At 63.5% G+C, this 19,577-nt stretch carries 15 protein-coding genes; 7 read left to right on the top strand and 8 right to left on the bottom strand.

Annotation, left to right across the window (positions count from 1 at the left end):
* The first annotated feature begins 118 nt into the window (after positions 1-118).
* Positions 119-538 carry a DUF2852 domain-containing protein gene (locus I8N66_RS18795; RefSeq protein ID WP_113538267.1) on the top strand — a complete coding sequence of 140 codons (420 nt, stop codon included), beginning with the start codon at positions 119-121 and terminating at the stop codon, positions 536-538.
* A 98-nt stretch (positions 539-636) separates the two neighbouring features.
* Positions 637-1,389, top strand: coding sequence for a M48 family metallopeptidase (locus I8N66_RS18790; RefSeq protein ID WP_291156526.1), 753 nt, complete (start codon positions 637-639; stop codon positions 1,387-1,389).
* A 24-nt stretch (positions 1,390-1,413) separates the two neighbouring features.
* Here I8N66_RS18790 and I8N66_RS18785 read toward each other — a convergent pair whose 3' ends face one another.
* Entirely contained in the window at positions 1,414-1,608 is a 195-nt protein-coding gene (locus I8N66_RS18785; protein ID WP_291156523.1) for a YqaE/Pmp3 family membrane protein, read from the bottom strand.
* Between the two features lie 157 nt (positions 1,609-1,765).
* On the opposite strand from I8N66_RS18785, the gene I8N66_RS18780 reads away from it, so the two are divergent.
* From I8N66_RS18780 to I8N66_RS18760, 5 genes are all read left to right on the top strand, one after another.
* Positions 1,766-2,440, top strand: a complete 675-nt coding sequence (locus I8N66_RS18780) for a phosphoribosylanthranilate isomerase (RefSeq protein WP_291156520.1) — start codon at positions 1,766-1,768, stop codon at positions 2,438-2,440.
* A complete protein-coding gene (gene trpB, locus I8N66_RS18775; RefSeq protein WP_113538263.1) occupies positions 2,437-3,657 on the top strand; it encodes a tryptophan synthase subunit beta in 1,221 nt (406 codons plus the stop codon). Before I8N66_RS18780 ends, trpB begins: the two co-directional genes overlap by 4 nt.
* Positions 3,658-3,661: 4 nt before the next feature.
* On the top strand, positions 3,662-4,501 hold the full coding sequence (trpA, locus tag I8N66_RS18770; protein WP_113538262.1) for a tryptophan synthase subunit alpha: 840 nt from the start codon (positions 3,662-3,664) through the stop codon (positions 4,499-4,501).
* Positions 4,502-4,551: 50 nt separating this feature from the next.
* The gene (accD, locus tag I8N66_RS18765; RefSeq protein ID WP_113538261.1) at positions 4,552-5,466 is read left to right on the top strand and encodes an acetyl-CoA carboxylase, carboxyltransferase subunit beta; all 915 of its coding nucleotides are present in this window, start codon (positions 4,552-4,554) and stop codon (positions 5,464-5,466) included.
* Positions 5,467-5,577: 111 nt separating this feature from the next.
* On the top strand, positions 5,578-6,921 hold the full coding sequence (locus I8N66_RS18760) for a folylpolyglutamate synthase/dihydrofolate synthase family protein (protein ID WP_291156513.1): 1,344 nt from the start codon (positions 5,578-5,580) through the stop codon (positions 6,919-6,921).
* Between the two features lie 95 nt (positions 6,922-7,016).
* Here the strand turns inward: I8N66_RS18760 and trxA are convergent, their stop codons facing one another.
* From trxA to I8N66_RS18725, 7 genes are all read right to left on the bottom strand, one after another.
* Positions 7,017-7,340 carry a thioredoxin gene (gene trxA / locus I8N66_RS18755; protein ID WP_034801674.1) on the bottom strand — a complete coding sequence of 108 codons (324 nt, stop codon included), beginning with the start codon at positions 7,338-7,340 and terminating at the stop codon, positions 7,017-7,019.
* A gap of 86 nt (positions 7,341-7,426) precedes the next feature.
* A complete protein-coding gene (gene addA, locus I8N66_RS18750; protein ID WP_291156497.1) occupies positions 7,427-10,996 on the bottom strand; it encodes a double-strand break repair helicase AddA in 3,570 nt (1,189 codons plus the stop codon).
* A complete protein-coding gene (addB, locus tag I8N66_RS18745; protein WP_291156494.1) occupies positions 10,986-14,168 on the bottom strand; it encodes a double-strand break repair protein AddB in 3,183 nt (1,060 codons plus the stop codon). The genes addA and addB overlap by 11 nt, the downstream gene beginning before the upstream one ends.
* A 2-nt stretch (positions 14,169-14,170) precedes the next feature.
* Positions 14,171-14,902 (bottom strand): nucleotidyltransferase family protein, encoded by a 732-nt coding sequence (locus I8N66_RS18740; RefSeq protein WP_291156491.1) that lies wholly within the window; start codon positions 14,900-14,902, stop codon positions 14,171-14,173.
* Between the two features lie 10 nt (positions 14,903-14,912).
* The gene (gene tsaE / locus I8N66_RS18735) at positions 14,913-16,424 is read right to left on the bottom strand and encodes a tRNA (adenosine(37)-N6)-threonylcarbamoyltransferase complex ATPase subunit type 1 TsaE (protein WP_291156488.1); all 1,512 of its coding nucleotides are present in this window, start codon (positions 16,422-16,424) and stop codon (positions 14,913-14,915) included.
* Complete coding sequence (locus tag I8N66_RS18730; protein WP_291156485.1) at positions 16,424-18,904, bottom strand: ATP-binding protein; 2,481 nt, start codon at positions 18,902-18,904, stop codon at positions 16,424-16,426. Before I8N66_RS18730 ends, tsaE begins: the two co-directional genes overlap by 1 nt.
* A 306-nt stretch (positions 18,905-19,210) precedes the next feature.
* On the bottom strand, positions 19,211-19,577 hold a 367-nt coding region (locus I8N66_RS18725; RefSeq protein WP_291156482.1), incomplete at its 5' end, for an adenosylhomocysteinase.

The raw sequence follows: 19,577 nt of genomic DNA, 5'->3' as shown, positions 1-19,577 counted from the left end.
TAGAGTCAAGGGTTTGTCCGATTCCGGGGGAGGGCGTCTTGCAGAGCCAAGGGCGCCTTCCCACATCGTTTTCATCGGGTCGCATGGGCGGCCCGGATGATTGCGAGGAATCCTGAAGATGAACCAATCTGCAATGATCCGTCCGGATTGGACGCCCGCGACCATCGCCCTGATGGTGCTCGGCTTCGTGGTCTTCTGGCCACTGGGTCTGGCCATGCTCGCCTACATCCTGTTCGGCGAAAAACTCAAGACGTTCAAGAAAGACGCCAACGATACGGTGGATGGCATGTGCTCGGCATTCAAGCGCGGCGGTCGCCGTTCCAACTGGACGCATCGCACCGGCAACGTCGCCTTTGACGACTGGCGCGAAGCTGAACTTGCGCGCCTCGACGAACAGCGCCGCAAGCTCGACGAAATGCGCGAAGAGTTCGACACCTATGTGCGCGAGCTTCGCCGCGCCAAGGACCAGGAAGAGTTTGACCGCTTCATGCGCGACCGCAAGAACGGCGGCTCCGGCCCGATTGTCGAAGCTCACTGATCCAATGATGCTTCCGGCGTTTCATGTGAAACGCCGGATTACCCGTTCGCGTCTCGCGCCTGTAGGCGAAAGCCCCGCGAATCGGTTAGAAAGCCTGCATGTTCCCTTCCTTCAAGCGGCGCATTCAACCTGCACCACCCGCCACGACGCGGCAGATCGAGGTCGCCGGCAAGTCCCTGCCGCTGACGATTAAGCAGAACGCGCGCGCGACCCGCATGACGCTGCGCATCGAGCCCGGCGGCCGGGCGCTGAAAATGACGATCCCCCAGGGCCTGCCGGAGCGCGAGGTCAACGCCTTTCTCAATCGCCATCAGGGCTGGCTGATGACGAAGCTTGCCCGCTTCTCCGGCGAGAGCCAGATCGAGGAGGGGGGCTCCATCCTGATCCGCGGCATTTCCCACCGGATCGAGCGCACCGGCAAGAGCCGCGGGCTGACGGAAGCGATCGTGATCGACGACGAACCGGTTCTGCGCGTGAGCGGCGACGAGGAGCACCTGAACCGGCGCATCGTCGATTTCCTCAAGAAGGAAGCCCGCCAGGATCTCGATCGGCTGGTGGCGATCTATACCGGCCGCATCGGCCGGCGCGCAAAGTCGCTGTCGCTGAAAGACACGCGCAGCCGTTGGGGATCGTGCTCGGCCGATGGCGCATTGAGTTTTTCCTGGCGCATCGTCATGGCGCCGCCCAAGGTCATCGCCTATCTCGCTGCTCATGAAGTGGCGCATTTGCAGGAAATGAATCACAGCCCGGACTTCTGGGCGCTGTGTGGAAGGCTTTGTCCGGATACGGACGATGCCAAGCGATGGCTTCGCCGCAACGGTACGATGCTTCACGCGATCGACTTCGATTGAGCCAGCCCGAAGGCTGTGCGTGCGTTATGTGCGGTAGCGCAGCGCTTCGCGGATCTTCTCGTCGGTCTTGTATTGGCTTAGCGCATAGACCGACCAGATCGCCGCCGGAACCCAACCGATCAGGCTGAGTTGCAGGATCAGGCAGATGAGGCCGGCAAAGGGACGGCCGATGGTGAAAAACTGCAGCCAGGGCAGGATAAGCGCGAGCAACAGGCGCATCAGTCTCTCCATTGTGGTAAAATGCATATGGTGAAAGCGCGCCTGCCGCGCAAGGGGCGCAACGGCCGTCGGGACATCGTGCCGGAGGCGCTGGCTGGGGCCTCGCGCGTCGGTTTTTGGCTCGACTCGCGCGACATTTCATGCAAGGTCGCTTCTCATGAAAACCGAAGTGAAGATATGCGGGCTGAAGACCGCGGAAGCGGTTGAGCGTGCTGTCGCGCTCGGAGCATCCCATACCGGCTTCATCTTTTTCCCCAAGAGCCCCAGGAACATAGAGCCTGATGATGCGGGCCGTCTGGCGGACCGGATTCGCGGCCAGGCGAAGATCGTCGCCGTCACGGTCAATGCCGATAACGACGAGCTCGACGAGATCGTTTCGGCGCTCAACCCTGATATCCTGCAGCTCCATGGCAGCGAGGACCCGGAACGGCTACTGACGGTCAAGGCGATGTACGGCCTTCCTGTCATGAAGGCCCTTTCGGTGCGCGAAGCGTCGGACCTCGAAAAGATCGACGCCTATGTCGGCCTCGCCGACCGCTTTCTCTTCGATGCCAAGCCGCCTGCGGGTTCTGATTTGCCCGGTGGCAACGGTGTTTCCTTTGACTGGAAGCTGCTCGATGCGCTTGACGGAAGCGTCGATTACATGCTTTCCGGTGGGCTTAACGCCGAGAACATCGGCGAGGCCATGGTGCAGACTCGCGCCCGGGCCATCGATATCTCCTCCGGCGTCGAGAGCGCGCCGGGCGTCAAGGATCTGAAGCTCATGGAATCGTTTTTCAATGCCGTTCGCCAGGCGGAGGCGGGCATGCCACGGTCAGGGAGCAGGACGTGAACCAGGCGCCAAAGTTGAATTCTTTCCGGGGCGGTCCCGACGAGGACGGCCGTTTCGGCATTTTTGGCGGCCGCTTCGTGGCCGAGACATTGATGCCTTTGATCCTCGACCTGCAGGACGAGTGGAACAAGGCAAAGGACGATCCGGCCTTCAAGGCGGAGCTGGCACATCTCGGTGCCCACTATATCGGCCGGCCGAGCCCGCTCTATTTCGCCGAGCGACTGACGGCCGAACTCGGCGGCGCCAAGATCTACTTCAAGCGTGAGGAGCTGAACCACACCGGCTCGCACAAGATCAACAACTGCATTGGCCAGATCCTGCTTGCCAAGCGCATGGGCAAGACGCGCATTATTGCCGAAACCGGTGCCGGCCAGCACGGTGTGGCTTCGGCGACGGTTGCGGCACGCTTCGGCCTGCCCTGCGTCGTCTACATGGGCGCGACCGATGTCGAGCGCCAGGCGCCGAACGTCTTCCGCATGAAGCTGCTCGGTGCGGAGGTAAAGCCGGTAACGGCTGGCAGCGGCACGCTCAAGGACGCGATGAACGAGGCGCTGCGCGACTGGGTCACCAATGTCGACAACACCTATTATCTGATCGGCACGGCTGCCGGTCCGCATCCCTATCCGGAAATGGTCCGCGATTTCCAGGCGGTCATCGGCCAGGAAGCCAAGGAGCAGATGCTCGCTGCCGAAGGCCGGCTGCCGGATCTCGTCGTCGCTGCCGTTGGCGGCGGCTCCAACGCGATCGGCATCTTCCATCCGTTCCTCGATGACGAAAGCGTCAAGATCGTCGGCGTCGAAGCCGGCGGCAAGGGCATCGAGGGCGACGAACATTGCGCCTCGATCACCGCTGGTTCGCCCGGCGTGCTGCACGGCAACCGCACCTATCTGCTGCAGGACGGCGACGGCCAGATCAAGGAAGGCCATTCGATTTCGGCCGGCCTCGACTATCCCGGCATCGGTCCGGAGCATGCCTGGCTGAATGATGTCGGCCGCGTCGAATACGTGCCGATCATGGACCACGAAGCGCTCGAAGCGTTCCAGACGCTGACCCGCCTCGAAGGCATCATTCCGGCGCTCGAGCCGTCGCACGCGCTTGCCGAGGTCATCAAGCGCGCACCGAAGATGGGCAAGGACGAGATCATCCTGATGAACCTCTCCGGTCGCGGGGACAAGGACATCTTCACCGTCGGCAAATTGCTGGGAATGGGGCAGTAAGATCATGACCGCACGCATGGACAAGAGATTTGCCGATGTGGCGGCCGAAGGACGTCCGGTCCTCGTCACCTATTTCATGGCCGGCGATCCGGATTTCGAGACGTCGCTTTCGATCATGAAGGCGTTGCCGAAAGCTGGCGCCGACGTCATCGAATTGGGAATGCCCTTTTCCGATCCGATGGCCGATGGCCCGGCGATCCAGCTTGCCGGTCAGCGCGCGCTGAAGGGCGGCCAGACGCTCGCCAAGACGCTCGAGATCGCCCGTCGTTTCCGTGAAGACGACCAGAGCACGCCGATCGTGCTGATGGGCTACTACAATCCGATCTATATCTACGGCGTTGACCGTTTTCTGACCGATGCGCTCGCCGCCGGCATCGACGGCCTCATCGTCGTCGACCTGCCGCCGGAGATGGACGACGAACTCTGCATCCCGGCGCTTGAGAAGGGCGTCAACTTCATTCGCCTGGCGACGCCGACCACGGACGATCGTCGCCTGCCGAAGGTGCTCGAAAACACCTCCGGTTTCGTCTACTACGTGTCGATGAACGGCATCACCGGCTCGGCTCTGCCCGATCCGTCGTTGATTGCCGGTGCCGTCGGCCGTATCAAGGCGCACACCAACCTGCCGGTTTGCGTCGGTTTCGGCGTCAAGACGGCGGAACATGCAAGGGCCATCGGAGCATCCGCCGATGGCGTGGTCGTCGGTACGGCGATCGTCAACCAGATCGCGTCGAGCCTGACCGAAGAGGGCAAGGCGACGGACGCGACGGTTCCGGGTGTTGAAGCGCTGGTCAGAGGGCTCTCGGCAGGCGTGCGGTCCGCACGCCTCGCAGCAGCCGAATAATTGCCTATATTAGCGCGCACAACCCGAAGGAAATCTTCAGGAGTTACTAAGTGAACTGGATCACAAACTACGTTCGGCCGAAGATCAACTCGATGCTGGGCCGCCGGGAAGTTCCGGAAAATCTCTGGATCAAGTGCCCGGAAACCGGCGAGATGGTGTTCCACCGCGATCTCGAGGAAAACAAGTGGGTCATCCCGCAGTCCGGCTTCCACATGAAGATGCCGGCCAAGGCGCGGTTGAAGGACCTGTTCGACGGCGGCATCTATGAAGCGTTTCCGCAGCCGAAGGTTGCTCAGGACCCGCTGAAATTCCGCGATTCCAAGAAGTATGTCGACCGTCTGCGCGACAGCCGCACCAAGACCGAGCTTGAAGACACGATCGTCGCCGGCCTCGGCCGCGTTCAGGGCGTCAAGCTCGTCGGCGTCGTGCACGAGTTCAACTTCATCGGCGGCTCGCTCGGCATGGCGGCCGGCGAGGCGATCATCAAGGCCTTCGAAAGGGCAATCGCCGAGAAGTGCCCGCTGGTGATTTTCCCGGCATCGGGCGGCGCCCGCATGCAGGAAGGCATCCTGTCGCTGATGCAGCTGCCGCGCACGACGGTTGCCGTCAACATGCTGAAGGAAGCCGGCCTTCCCTACATCGTCGTGCTCACCAACCCGACGACCGGTGGCGTCACCGCATCCTATGCGATGCTTGGCGATATCCACATGGCCGAGCCAGGCGCCGAAATCGGCTTTGCCGGCAAGCGGGTGATCGAGCAGACGTTGCGTGAGAAGCTGCCGGAAGGCTTCCAGACCTCGGAATACCTGCTGGAGCACGGCATGATCGACATGGTCGTCAAGCGCCATGATCTTCCGTCGACGCTCGCTCGGGTCCTGAAGATCCTGATGAAGAAGCCGGCAGAAGCCTCGAAGCTCAACGGCGGCACGCAGCCGGCCGCTTTGCCGGTCGCGGCAAGCGCTTAAGGCTGTTCCAGGAAGAATCTGAGCCGGATTTCTGGAATTTCGCACGAAAAATGAACATCTCCGCGCGACGGAGATGTTTCGGCAGTCGAGCTTGTCGCGGTGGGGTGAGAGATGACAGCGGTGGAAGCCAGCGAAGCGGGCTATGAGATCGAAAAACTCCTTGCCCTGCACCCCAAGGGGTTTGACCTGTCGCTGGACAGGATCACCCGGCTTCTCGCCGCGCTCGGCAACCCGCAGGACCGCCTGCCACCGGTGATCCATGTCGCCGGCACCAATGGCAAGGGCTCGGCAACGGCGTTTTCGCGGTCAATCCTGGAGGCCGCCGGTCTCAGCGTTCACGTCCACACGTCGCCGCATCTCGTCAATTGGCACGAACGCTACCGCCTCGGCGTCAAGGGCGGAAGAGGGAGGCTCGTCAGCGACCCTGTTCTGGCCGATGCCGTGCGCCGGGTGGCCGAAGCCAATGCTGGCGAAAAGATCACAGTCTTCGAAATCCTGACCGCGGTCACCTTCCTGCTCTTCGCCGAGCATCCGGCGGATGTCGCGATCATCGAGGTTGGCCTCGGTGGCCGTTTCGATGCGACCAATGTCATTGCCCGACCCGCCGTTTCGGTCATCATGCCGATCTCGCTCGACCATCAGGCCTATCTGGGCGATCGGGTGGAGCTGATCGCCGCGGAAAAGGCCGGCATCATGAAGCGCGGCTGCCCGGTGGTGATCGGCCACCAGGAGGAAGAGGCCGCGCGCGACGTGCTGATCTCGACCGCCGAGCGGCTAGGCTGCCCGATGTTCGTTTATGGCCAGGACTTCATGGCGCATGAGGAATTCGGCCGTCTCATCTATCAGGACGGGAGCGGGCTCTCCGATCTGCCGTTGCCGAAGCTGCCGGGACGTCACCAATACGCCAACGCCGCCGCCGCCATTCGCGCCGTGCGGGCCGCGGGCTTCGATGTTTCGGAGGCGGTGATCGAGAAGGGGCTTGCCAGTGTCGAGTGGCCGGGGCGACTACAGCGCCTGACGAGCGGCAAGCTTACACGCTACGGCCCGGCCGATGCGGAAATCTGGGTCGATGGTGGCCACAATCCCGGTGCCGGCCAGGTGATCGCCGAGGCGATGGCGACCTTCGAAGAACGCGAATCGCGCCCCTTGTTCCTGATCATCGGCATGATCAACACCAAGGATCCGATCGGCTACTTCCGGGCGTTTCTGGATCTCGCCGAACAGGTCTTCACCGTTCCGATCCGTGGTTCGGATGCGGGCCTTGATCCGGTGGCGCTTGCAACTGACGCCGCGGCTGTCGGGTTTGAGGCTTCGGCCGTCTCTTCCGTCGCCGAAGCGCTGACGATCATTGCCAGTCTGGTCGATGAGGATCCGGCTCCGCCGCGCATCCTGATCGGCGGCTCGCTCTATCTTGTCGGCGATGTTCTCGCCGACAATGGCACGCCGCCGAAGTGATCCGCCGGTGGCGCCGCCCTTCCGGAAATGTCAGATTCAAGACAAGAAAAAAGCCCGGCATGCCGGGCTTTCTGCTGCGGTAGTCAGCGAAGGTTTCAGGCGACCGCCGTGGAGATCCACGAGGAAAGGGCCGTCTTCGGCGCAGCGCCAACCTTGATATCAGCCACTTCACCGGCCTTGAACATGGCCAGCGTCGGGATCGAACGGACGCCGTACTGGGCGGCCAGTTCCGGGTTTTCGTCAATGTTGAGCTTGGCAACCTTAACCTTGCCGGCGAGTTCGTTCGAGATTTCCTCGAGGCTCGGCGCGATCATTTTGCACGGGCCGCACCATTCAGCCCAGAAATCGACAACCACCGGCTCGGCGGAGTTCAGCACTTCCTGCTGAAAATTGGACGTATCGACCTTTACAGTAGCCATAGGCTGCTCCTTGCGTTCGGAATGGCAGTATCCAGATGTTGTGTCTCATGTGAGATGGCACCGCTGGATTTTCAATATCGGGTATCTCACTTTGTCGCGAGGTCTTCAAGGCTCCTGTCGAGCGCCTGATCCGCAACGACATGGATTGCCGGCCCTTCGGTAAAGATCAGCACGCATCGGAACGCGTGTCCGGGGTAGAGTGGCCGCAACAACTCGCGATAGATCGCAAGCTGTGCCCTGTAGGCAAAGGGGATATCCCCTTGCGAAGTCGGTACCTGCCGGTTCGTCTTGAAATCCGCAATGGTCACGATGCCGTTGCTGACGGCGAGCCGGTCGATGCGGCCGGAGACCGCGTGCTCGCGGGTGCCGAGGGTCAACGTGCCCATGACCGAGACTTCGGCACGGCTGCCGGTCGAGAAGAGCGCCTCCAGATCGGGGTGGTCGAGCACGTTTTCAACGCCGGCAATCAGCGCTGCGCGCTGTTCGGGCGACCAACGGGGCACGGAACGCAGGAGATAGCGTTCGGCTGCGGCGCGGCGATCATCGCCGGCAATCATCGAGGGCAGGACCTGCAGGAGCCGGTGCAGGATGGCGCCGCGCAACATCGAGAGATTGGCCGGTGCCTTCTCTGAAAAGAGCGCGGATCCTACGAGCGCATCACCGTCATCCTCGTCGATGGCGATGCCGACGCCGGAGGGACTCAGCGGCCGCGGCAGCTGCTTCTGCGGCGGCAGCGGTGTCGAGAGTGCTTTTGGCAGGCCGGATGCCGGGCGGCTGGCGTCCGGTGTCGGCGTGTCCTTGGAGGGAAGGTCGCGTTCAAGCTGTTTCTCGTGCCAGGAATGGCCTGACCATTCCTCGCCGCCCGCATGAAAGGTCTTCGGGTGGCCGCGGCCATTTTCGTCGCCGGCGAGGCTCGCCTGAACCATAGCGTGCCATGTTTCGGCGACGGCCCGCTGCCCGCGATAGCCGCAGACGATCAAGCGATCGGCGGCGCGGGTCATGCCGACATAGAGCAGGCGGCGATACTCTTCCTCGGCGAGCGTCTTCAATCGGTCGCCGTCGGCGGTCACGAGCGTATTCGATTCCGAGCCCGGTGCGCGCCACACCGGCAACGACAGGGGTGCGCCATTCCGTTGGGAGAGCTCAAGGAAGCGAAGAGACGGGACATGCTGGTTGCTGAACGCCGCTCCACCGCCGTCGACGAGGAAGACGACCGGCGCTTCCAGGCCCTTGGCGGCGTGCACCGTCATGATCCGCACTTCGTCGCGTTCCTTGTCCTGCTCGCGCTTGACCGTCGGCGCCTCCATTTCCAGCGTCGAAACGAACGCCTGCAGGCCGGGGAGACCGCTTCTTTCCTGATCGAGCGCGAAAGTCAGGAACTCGTCGAGAATGTCGCTGACCTCGGTGCCGAGCCGCGCCAGGAAGGCGGCCCGGCCGCCATGGACGCCAAGAATGCGGGCATATAAATCGTGCGGCGCAAGCTGGTTGGCGAGCGCCATATAAATCTTGAGCGACCTTGCTGTCTGGTGGAACAGGATACCTTCGGACGCCTCGGCCTGCAGCCGTTGCCAGAGGCTTTCGCCCTCCTTGCGTCGGGCAGCGAGCTCGAACAGTGCGTCTTCCGCGAGATTGAACAGCGGGCTCTTCAGCAGCGCGGCGAGTGACAGGTCGTCTTGCGGCAAAAGGACGAAGCGTCCAAGTGCGAGCAGGTCCTGAACGGCAATATGTTTGGTGAGCACCAGGCGGTCGGCGCCGGCGACCGGAATGTTGTTTCGGCGCTTGAGGGCGCGGGTCAGGGCGTTCACGAAGGCGTCGCGCTTGCGGACCAGCACGATCACGTCGCCCGGGCGCATCGGTCGGCGAACACCCTTCTCGACGATCGTCTCCTTGCCAATCCAGCTCTCCAGCGTGGCGGCGATCCGGCGAGCGAGGATATTGACCGGTGCACTCTCGGGTGCCGCGTCGAAGGCCGCTGTCCACTCCTCGTCCGTATCCGTCGGCTCGGTGGCAATCACCTCCCAGACGTCGACCGCGCCGGGATGTCCGATGCGGTTCGAAGCATGGACGACAGGCTCGTTGCGGGCACTGAGGCCCCGGGCATGCGCCGGATTGGCAAAGACGGCGTCGACGGCGGAAAGCACGTCGACGGTCGAGCGGAAGGAGAGCTGGAGGCGGATGGGCTCGAACGCCTTGCCGCCGTCGCGGACCCGGCGCTCGGTCTCCTGGCTCTCGCGCGAAAACCGCTCCGGCCGTGCGCCCTGGAAGGAGTAGATCGACTGCTTCTCGTCGCCAACGGCGAACATGGTACGGGCGGTGCCCCGCGCGCTTTCACCAGAGAAGAAATCGGCAGCCAGCGCCTGGATGATCGTCCATTGCGCCGGGCTGGTATCCTGGGCCTCGTCGACGAGGATGTGGTCGATGCCCTTGTCGAGCTTGTAATGCACCCAGGCACTGACGTCGCCGCGGGCAAAGAGCGCCGCCGTGCGGTTGATCAGGTCCTCGAAATCGAGCTGGCTGCGTCGCCGCTTGAGTTCCTCGTAGTCGACGTTGAGCCTTTCTGCGAGCGTCAGCGCGGCAAGCGTCGCCTCGAACATCTTGAGAATGCTGATGTGATCGATGCAGGCGACGACGTGGCGGTAGGCTTCATCCACGAGGTCAATGAGATCGGGCGCCGCCTGCTGCATCGCCTTGTTGAGGAAGGTCGATTGTGCCCGCGCCTTGCCAGTCCCAGTGAAGAACAAATGCCTGAGACCGTCATAGCGTGCGCCCACATCCGTAAGCTTGGAAACGGTTCTCATCCCTTCCGCGAAGTCGAGCACCTTTGATCCGCCGACACTCGTGGCCAGCGAGACGTACCGTTCCAGGGCGGCGCCGTTCAGTCCCGCCAGCGGCCAGATCGCGGCCATCGCGCTGTCGACGCTTTCGGCCGGTGTCAGCTTCAGGGCACGGCGCAACTCCGCCTCGGTGCCACCGTGCGCATCGGCATGCTCGAGGAAGGTCTGGATCGAGGTGCGGTTCTCGACGATCGCCGCGAGCAGTTTTTCAAGCCCGGTATCGTCGGCAAGGTCGAGCACGGTGGCGAAGGCGCGCGCCAGTTCCGGATCGTCCTTGGCCGCCGTCGCCGTCAGCAGCATGCGGCGCGCATCGGCAAGCAGCATGGCGGCAGCGCGATCGTCGAGAACCGAGAAATGCCCGGCGACGTTGGCTTCCAGCGGAAACTGATGCAGCAGCGCCTCGCAGAAGGCATGGATCGTCTGGATCTTGAGGCCACCGGGCGTTTCGAGCGCGCGGGCAAATAGGCGACGCGCCTCTTGCAGCTTCAGCAGACCAGGGCGTTCGCCCTCGATCGCCTCGATCCGCTTTTCGAGCGTCGCGTCGTCGAGCGTGACCCATTCGGCCAGCCGTTCGAAGACGCGGTTCGACATTTCGGATGCCGCGGCCTTGGTATAGGTGAGGCACAGGATCGCCGAGGGACGGCAGCCGGCAAGCAGCAGCCGGATCACTCGCTGGGTCAGCACGTGCGTCTTGCCGGAACCGGCATTGGCCGAAACCCAGGCGGAACGCGCAGGATCGGAGGCAAGCGACTGCCGACGCGAGGTCCAGTCGAGCCAGCCCTGCGGCGTCGCCTGTTCGGGGCCGAGGCTGTCATCCCTCATCGCCGTCCTCCTCTTCGCTGTCGGCTGTTGACCATTCGGCCACGCGTGCCAAATGGTCATACTCGCCGCCGTAATCGCGTTCTTTTTGAACAATCACGCGTGACGCAAAGCCATGCTTGCCCGAGAGCAGCGCACTCAGGAGCTTTCTAAGCTCGGTGAGGGATTCGTCGGCGAGTAGGTCGGCGGATTTGGTTTCCTTGGCTTTGCTGCCCTCGTTATTCACCGTCTCGTGCTTGAAACGCGATCCGGGTTTGAGCCGGACATAGAGCAGCGATTGCGGATGACTGGGCGGCACATCCTTGAAGGCACCGGCCTTGAGAGCAGCCGCTTCGAGGGCGAGCTGCGGGTCGAGCAGCACACGCGCCTCCTTGACCGATGGGCTGGAGCCGGTCTTGTAGTCGATGATCTCGACGCCGCCGTCAGTCAGCGTATCGAGCCGGTCGGCAATGCCGGTCAGCCGCATGTCGGCGACGCCGAGCTCCATCGCTGCGGCCACCTCGGTGCGCGAACGACGGATAAAACGCGCACGCTCTCGCTCCCACTTGATGAAAGCCAAGCCGACGGCGGCAAAGCGCGGCCGCCAGATCGTATCGATATGCCTTGGCAGTCGTGCCTCGTCGAAAGCCTCGTTCAGCAGCCGATGCATCGCATCCTCGGCTGCTGGGGACTGGAGGTCGAAACCGCCGCGGACGAAACGTTCGACGATCTGGTGATAGAGCGTGCCGCGCTCGGCAGGACCCGGGTCACTGTTGAACGGTAGCAACGGGTGCAGGCGAAGTATCCGTCGGGCGTAGATCGCGTAGGGGTCGCGCCTCAGCCGCGAAACTTCGCTGAAGGAGTATTTGCGCGGCTGCAGGTCCGCCGGCGGCTTGGGGGCAGGGCGCTCGGCCAGCGGCTGCCTTCCTCCGTCGTCCAGCATGCGGGCCCAGGCCAAATAGTCCGCACCATTGGCCCTCAAGGCCGCCGTCAGCCGTTCGCCGCCGAGTGCCAGCAAGCGCTGTAGCCAGCGCGAGGCGACGGTGGGTGCAGCGCCCTGGCGCATCGAGCGGGTGAAGATCAGCCGTCTTGTGCCGCAGGCCATCTGGAAGTCGTGCGCGAGCTGGCCGATTCGCCGCTCCGGCGGCTCAAGACCGATGCCTGTCTTCATCGTGCGCGACAGGAACGGGTCGTTGGCGGTCTGGCCCGGCCAATTGCCCTCGTTCATGGCGCCGAGCACCACCAGATCCATGCTCTGCAGGCGGGACTCCAGCGCACCGAAGATGAAGACCCGAGGGTGGCGCATGGAACGCGGCTTGACCGCAGCACCTGCGGCAAGCGCCTCCATGACGTCACACCATTGCGGTCCGTCCGCCGTCATCTGACCATCGGTTTCGATGATGCCGCGAAGCAGGGTCGCGAGCGTATCCGCCGCCTCGCCGGACCAGAGCCCGCCGAGATCGCCGCGCTCGTCGGCTGACGCAGCTTCCATCGCCTGGCCGCTGCGCGTCGCCCAGTCGGCGAAGGTGAACTCCTCCGAAAACACACGGCTGCCGTCCTTGCTGCGCGTGAGCGCGGAAGCCAGTGGCGCCACGGCAAGCCCGATCTTCACCGCCAGATCGCGCGCAGCCTGAAGCTCCTCGGTGCCTATGCCGGCCCGCCACTCCGGTGGGTGGCGATCGATCTTGTGGCCTGCAATCGCCGCCTCGAGCAGTGGTTCAAGGGCGAGAATGTCGATGGTCGCGGTGCTGCCGCGCAGTGCCATGCGTTCGAGCGCGTCGGCGCCCTGTCGCATCGCATCACGCGAAAGCCCGAAACGCGCCAGCGGATGTTTGAGCAGCGCAACGAAGGGCACGGGATCGCCCGGCCGCAGGCTTGCCTCCAGGAGAAGGCGCATGAAGCTGCCCTGCGGCGTCGAGGATAAAGGCGTGCCGGCGGAATCGTCCGCCTCGATGCCGAAGCGCGCGAGCTCGGCGCCAACCCGTCGCGCGAGATTTCGATCTGGCGTGATCAGCGCCGCCTGGCTCTCGTCGCTGCCTTCGAGTGCCAGCCGCAGCGCAACGGCAATTGCTGCCGCCTCCTCGCGCTCGTTGGCGGTCTCGATCAGGGCCGCATCGCTGAAGGCGGCGCGCAGTGAATCGGGATCGAGTTCACTGCGCATTTCGGTCCAGGCATTGGTGGCCTTGGCCGGCAGAAGTGCATGAGAAAGGATCTCGGCGCGGAAATCGAGGTCGGACTTAGCGTCGGCCAAGGCGGCCACGTCGGGACGGAGCACGGCCATGCGTTTCAGCAGCCGGTAGAAACCGTATTGCGGGTGGCTGCGGCTTGCCGGGTCCGGCCTACCGTCGAGTGCTGCGTGGGCGACGATCATGTCCCATTCGGCGTCGCTCATCGTCTGGTCGAGACCGGGCAGCACGATCGTGCCGTTCGGTAGCTTCTGCACGGCGGCGATCAGCGCGGCGGTGGCCGGAATGGAGCCGGTCGAGCCGGCAATGATGATCGGGCCCTCGATCTTGCCGCCGGCAATGCGCTGCGTCTCGGCCTGCAGGATGGCGTTGCGGTGACGTGCAGGCGAGGATTGCTTGAGTTCCTCCAGCCGCTCCGGCCAGTAGCTGCGGGCAATCTTCAGGAATTCGAGCGTCAGCTGCCACCAGAGTGCATGCTCGCCGGCATCGAGGCGGTCGAGCTCGTCCCAGTCCAGCTCTTCCGTCTCCATCGCATCGATGAGATCGGCAAGATTGCGCGCGAGCCAGATCGCATCGGCCGGGCTCGCCGGCGCAATCAGCGGGCTTTCCGCATGGATGTCGAGCACCACCTTCGGCAGGCGGTTGCGCCAGGCGAGGATAAGCCGGCCAAGCTCGATCAGGCGGGCGGTGCCGGGCAGGGGCGGGGCCAGATCGAGGATCGCCGGGACCTCGGCATCGAAGAAGCCGCTGTCGTCGTCGGTCTCGCCGAGCGCCTTGATGGTGGGCAGAATGGTGGAACGGCCGCCGAGCAGATCGACGAATTCGGATCTGAGCACACGGGCCGAGCGCCGCGTCGGCACGAAGATCGTAACGCCCGCGAGCGGCAGGGGATCGGCCGCGTCGTAGCGGAAGTCCGGGGTCAGGCTACCGTCGCAGAGCTTTTCGGCGAGCGTCTTCAGGAAGGGGAGGCCAGGCGGGATGGTGAAGACGTTGGACCGACGGCCGCTCACGCTCATCCTCCCGGCTGATGGCGGCGGATCGCCGCCTCCGCTTCGCCGATCGCTTCGGGTGTGCCGACCGTCATCCAGTGGCCGTCGAGCAGGAGGCCGTACAGGCGTCCCTTCTCGGCCGCGCGGTCGAAGTAGATGTTGAGGTTGAAGGCGTCACCGGGCGCGTCGGCAAAGAGCCGGGAGTGAAGCGCGATCGCGCCGGCATAGACCACCGGGTTCGGCAGGCCTTCGGTGTACCGCGCCAGCCTGCCATCGTCGCCGAGCGAAAAGTCCTTCTTGCCATTGTGCCCGGTCGTGTCCTCGTCGCGCACGCACAGTAGCAGCATGTCCATGCGATCGGCGTCGAAAGCTGCAGCAAGCCGCGTCAGATTGCTCGGCACACCCGAGGGCTCGCCGACCCAGAAGAGGTCGGCATTCATCACCAGAACGGGACCTTCCGGCAAAAGTTTCAAGCCCTTGGCCAGGCCGCCGCCGGAGTTCATCAGCGCGTCGCGCTCGTCCGAGATCAGGATCTCCGGCGCGCTCCGCCGGCTGAGGTGCCCTTCCACCTGATCGGCAAAATGGTGCACGTTGACCGCGGCCCTGGTGACGCCGGCCTCTACCAGCAGGTCCAGCACATAGTCGATCATCGGTTTGCCGGCGATTTCCACGAGCGGCTTCGGCATGGTGTTGGTGATCGGGCGGAGCCGGGTGCCGAGGCCCGCGGCGAGCACCATCGCATTGCTGATCGACATTGCTTCTCTGTCAGTTCGCTGATTCGGAAACGAGGATTCCGGTCTTCATACACCAGTCGTGCAAGGGTTTCAGCGATTCATGTGAAAGCGCCGCCTGAAGATAGGCGAAAGTGCGCGGCATGTGTTTCATGTAGCCGGGCTTGCCGTCGCGCTGCATCAGCCGCACCCAGATGCCGACGAGCTTGCAGTTGCGCTGTGCCGACATCAGGTGCCAGTCGCGCAGGAACGTCGCCTCGTCAAAGCTGCCGCTCGCGCGTCGCTCCGTGAGGTAGGTTTCCATCATCCGGTTTGCGAGCGAAGGTGCGATGCTGACGCGCGCATCCTGCACCAACGACGCCACGTCATAGGCGATCGGACCAATCATTGCGTCCTGGAAATCGATGAGGCCGATCCGGTCCAGGCCCTGGCGTTCCCCACGCCAGATGATGTTCGGCGAATGGAAGTCGCGCAGCAGCAGGTTGGTCTCGGACGTCTGCAGCAGGTCGATCAGGCCGTCCCAGATTTCCGCATATTCGCGCTTTTCGTCGTCGCTTGCCGGCGCGCCGCGTTTCCACGGCAGATACCAGTCGGTCAATAGCCGGGTTTCGATCTTCATCGCTGTGCGGTCGAAATCCGGAATGCGGTGAATGATCGCTCGGTCGACGCTGATCTCGGTTGGCACCTGTTCTGTATGCAACTGTGCCAGCAGCCGTGCACTTTCGATGTAGCGCTCATCGATCGGCTGTCCGTCCGTATCGAGAACGCCGTCCGAGCCCAGATCTTCGATCAAGAGGATGCCCTGGTCGAGATCGCGGGCATAGATTTCAGGCGCTGCAAAGCCGCGGGCAATCAGCAACTGGTCGATGGCGACGAATGGAACGACGTCTTCGGCGATATGAGCGAGCTGCTGGTAGTATTTGCCGTCCTGCAGAATGGGTCCCGGCTTGTGTCGTGGAGAATCCATCAGAATCCGGCTAACGGAGCCGTCTGCCGGGTAAACGCGCTCATAGGCGCGGATCGAGGCGTCGCCGCTCAGGTGGCGGCGTCGCGCCCTTGGGTGATCGTTCCGGTCGAGGAAGTCTCGGATCGCGAGCGTGCGGGCAATGCGCTGCAGCTTTTCGTCCGGCCCCGCAATTTCGACGCGGCGCCCAGCGCCTTCATGGGTGATCGTCAGCGCGATGCGGCTGGCGGGAAGGGCGCCGTCAGCCCGTTCCGGCCATTCGACAAGGCAGATGCCTTGCGATAGCGCCTCGTCAAAACCGAGTTCGTCCAACTCGCTGGAATCGGCGAGCCGGTAGAGGTCGAAATGCGCGACGGGTATGCGCAGGTCGTAGCTTTGGACCAGCGTGAAGGTCGGGCTTGGCACTTCCAGCCCATCGTCATCGGCAATGGCTCGAAGGAAGGCGCGTGCCAGGGTCGACTTGCCGGCGCCGAGGTCACCCGAGAGCGCGACGCAGTCGCCGGGCCTCAGGGCCAGCGCCAGATCTTCGCCGAGCTCGATCGTTGCCGCCTCATCCGCTAGGAAGCGCTCGATCGCGGGCATCATTCAGCCGCGACGACAGTCGGCACGTCGGCCGAAGGAATGCGGCAGGTCACTTCGGTACCTTCGCCTTCCTTGCTGCGGATGGAGACGGTGCCATGATGCAGGCTGACGAAGCTCTCGACGATCGAAAGTCCGAGACCTGCGCCGCCACGCTGGCCGTAGCTCTCGAAGCGGTTGAAGACGGTGTCGAGCACGTCCTGCGGGATGCCTGGGCCGCTGTCCGAAACCGAGAAGATGAAGTCGCTGCCCTCGCGGCGGCACTTCAGGTCGATGGCGCTGCCATCCGGCGCGAAGTTGGCGGCATTGGTGAGCAGCTTGACGAAGATCTGCTTCAGCCGCTGCTGGTCGGCGATCATGCGGCCGAGATTGTCGGGGGCGGCAATCCTGAGGGTCACGCCGCTCTCCATCAGCCGGTCAGCCATCTGATGGGCGATATCGTCGAGGAAATCGGTGAGGCTGATGTCGGACATGTCGAGCTGGACGATACCGGCATCGACGGTCGCGAGATCCAGAATGTCGTTGACGATGGTCAGCAGCAACGACGACGAGGTGGCGATATGGTCGACATACTCCGCCTGCCGGTCGTTGAGATCGCCGAAGGCCGGGGTCTTCAGCAGATCGGCGAAACCGATGATGTTGGTGAGCGGCGAACGAAGCTCATAGGAGACGTGATGCACGAAGTCGTTCTTCAGGGCGTCCGCCTTGCGCAGCGCTTCGTTCTTTTCGGTGAGCGCGCGTTCGACCCGGACGCTGTCGGTGATGTTGACGAAGGTCAGCATCGTCTGCGCGTTCGGCAGCGGGATGACGGCGTAGTCGAGGATCAGCCCGGTTCGAAGCTCGAGGATGCCACGGCTGGAGGGCCGTTCGTCATCGAAGCTGGTGATGATGTGGGTGAATCGCTTCCAGCCGTCCGGCTGGTCGTAGGAGATGAGGCAGGCCTGCTCGATCGCCCGGATATGGGTGCCGGGCTTGGCTTCCGCCTCGCTGATGCCCCAGATCGCCCGGAACGCGGGGTTCGACAGGCGAATGCGGCCGTCGGGACCGAACACTGCCACACCTTCGGCCAGATGGTCGATGGTCTCGCCCTGGACCTGGACAAGCGTGTTGTAGCGCGTTTCGAGGTCGACTTTCTCGGTCAGGTTCTCGAATACCCAGGTGACGCCGCCCTGCGGGCGGGCGGTGGCAAAGACGCGCAGTGTCTGGCCGTTCGGCAGGTGCCAAAGGTCGCTCTGAGTATCGAGCGCCTGATAGACGGAAAGCGCGTTTGCCTTCCATTGTTTCCAATTGAGCTGTTCCGGCAATTGTCCGCCGGCGCGCAGCCGGTCGAGCACTTCGCCGTTGTCGGGCTTGCGCTCGAGGAAGCCGATATCGAGGTTCCACAGGCGCTGGAAGGCCTGGTTGTAAAACTGCAGGCGCTGACTGCCGTCGAAGATCGCGACGGGGGTCGCGAGATGATCGAGCGTTTCGGCGTGGCTCTTGAGCGTGCGGTTGAGTTCCTCGCGCACGGCTTCGATGCCGGATATGTCGACGGCAACACCGGCCGAACCGGCAGGGCTGCGGGCGTCGACGACGTCGAAGAAGGTGCGGTTGCCCCGAACGACAGTCGAGACCTTGTCGCGGAACGGCGTGTCGAAGGTCGAGACTGCGCGGATCTTTTCGCGCGCAACGGTCGCGAGCAGTTCGCGCCCTTCGTTGACGGCCGTCGCAACATCAGGTGCCTCGACGGCGTCGGCATAGGCTTCGTTGACCCAGGTGAGCGAGCCATCCGTGCCGCGCTGCCAGACCGGCAGGTCGATAGCGTCGAGAAGCGTGCGGAAGGAGACGAGCGCGGTGTTGAGCCGATCGTGCTCAAGTTTCAGCTCGGCGAGCTCTGCGCGCATGTTGTTGAGGGCGATGAAGCGCACGAAAGCGCGCCCGCCCGAGACCCGTCCCTGGGCCTCCAGCACTTCATTGCGCTGCGTTTCGAGCACCAGGTCGAAGCTGCGTGCCTGTGTGCGTAGCGCCTCGATCGCGTTTTCCAGCTCGCCGGCGGATTGCGCCTTGATCCAGCGTCCAAAGGCCAGGAACTCGCGGTCGTCCGCCGGGGCGCCGGTTTCAGCCGGCAACTGGCCGAGCAGTTCGGCCCGTTCAAGAAGCCCGTCCCAGACAACGATCCGGCGGTTCTTGTCGGCTACGAGCGCCTGGTAGCGCGAGAGACGCTGGTTGGCGTCCGACAGGTCGGAGCGCAATTCGCGGTTTTCGGCTTCGATGTTGCCGCGCTGGCGGATCAACCAGATCGCCGAGATCATGGCTGCGGAAACGACGCCGATGAGTACGGAGAAGGTGACGACTTCCGACGAGCCGAAGATATTGGCTTTCTGCGGTGCGACCTGGGCGAGTGCATCCGTTGCTGCAAAGAGAGCGGTGCCGGCCAGCAGGTGGCGCAGGAACTTCGGGGCCTTGCGGCGGGTGCCCGGAATAGCTGTTTGGTCTCTGTTCATGGCGCTGCCATCCCCGTCTGTCCAAAGGGTGCTGCTGGCCTTGTTGCGCCTTGCACAGTTCCACCGAGGCCCTGGTCAAGGGTCCGCGTCAGTTCCGCTTGCATCCCCGGTCTGTCTCCGTCTGTTTGCCGCTTATCCGACAAGACATCCCATCCGCGATGCCCAAGGTCCGCACCGGCATCACGAATCAATGGGTTAGAGCATACTTCCTAGTCGAATCGTCGGGAAGGGAGAGGCCCAAAAAAGCGGCCGCGCTCTCTTGTCAAGAACGCGGCCACAAGATGTTGTGGATTGCCCGGGTAACGATTAGTACCGGTAGTGCTCAGCCTTGAACGGGCCCTGCGTCTTCACGCCGATGTAGTCGGCCTGTTCTTCGGAAAGCTCGGTGAGTTTGGCGCCGAGCTTCTTCAGGTGCAGGCGAGCGACCTTTTCGTCGAGCGCCTTCGGCAGGACGTAGACTTCGTTCTTGTAGCTCGCGCCCTTGGTGAAGAGTTCGATCTGCGCCAGGACCTGGTTGGAGAACGAGGCCGACATGACGAAGGACGGGTGGCCGGTAGCGTTGCCGAGGTTCAGCAGGCGGCCTTCCGAGAGCAGGATCATGCGGTTGCCCTTCGGGAACTCGATCATGTCGACCTGCGGCTTGATGTTCGTCCATTTCAGGTTGCGCAGTGCC

This window comes from Ensifer sp. SSB1, from assembly GCF_016652895.1.
In the GTDB taxonomy this organism is placed as follows: Bacteria; Pseudomonadota; Alphaproteobacteria; order Rhizobiales; family Rhizobiaceae; genus Ensifer.
Note: the sequence above shows the minus strand (reverse complement) of the source record. Positions and strands in the feature narration are given on the sequence as shown.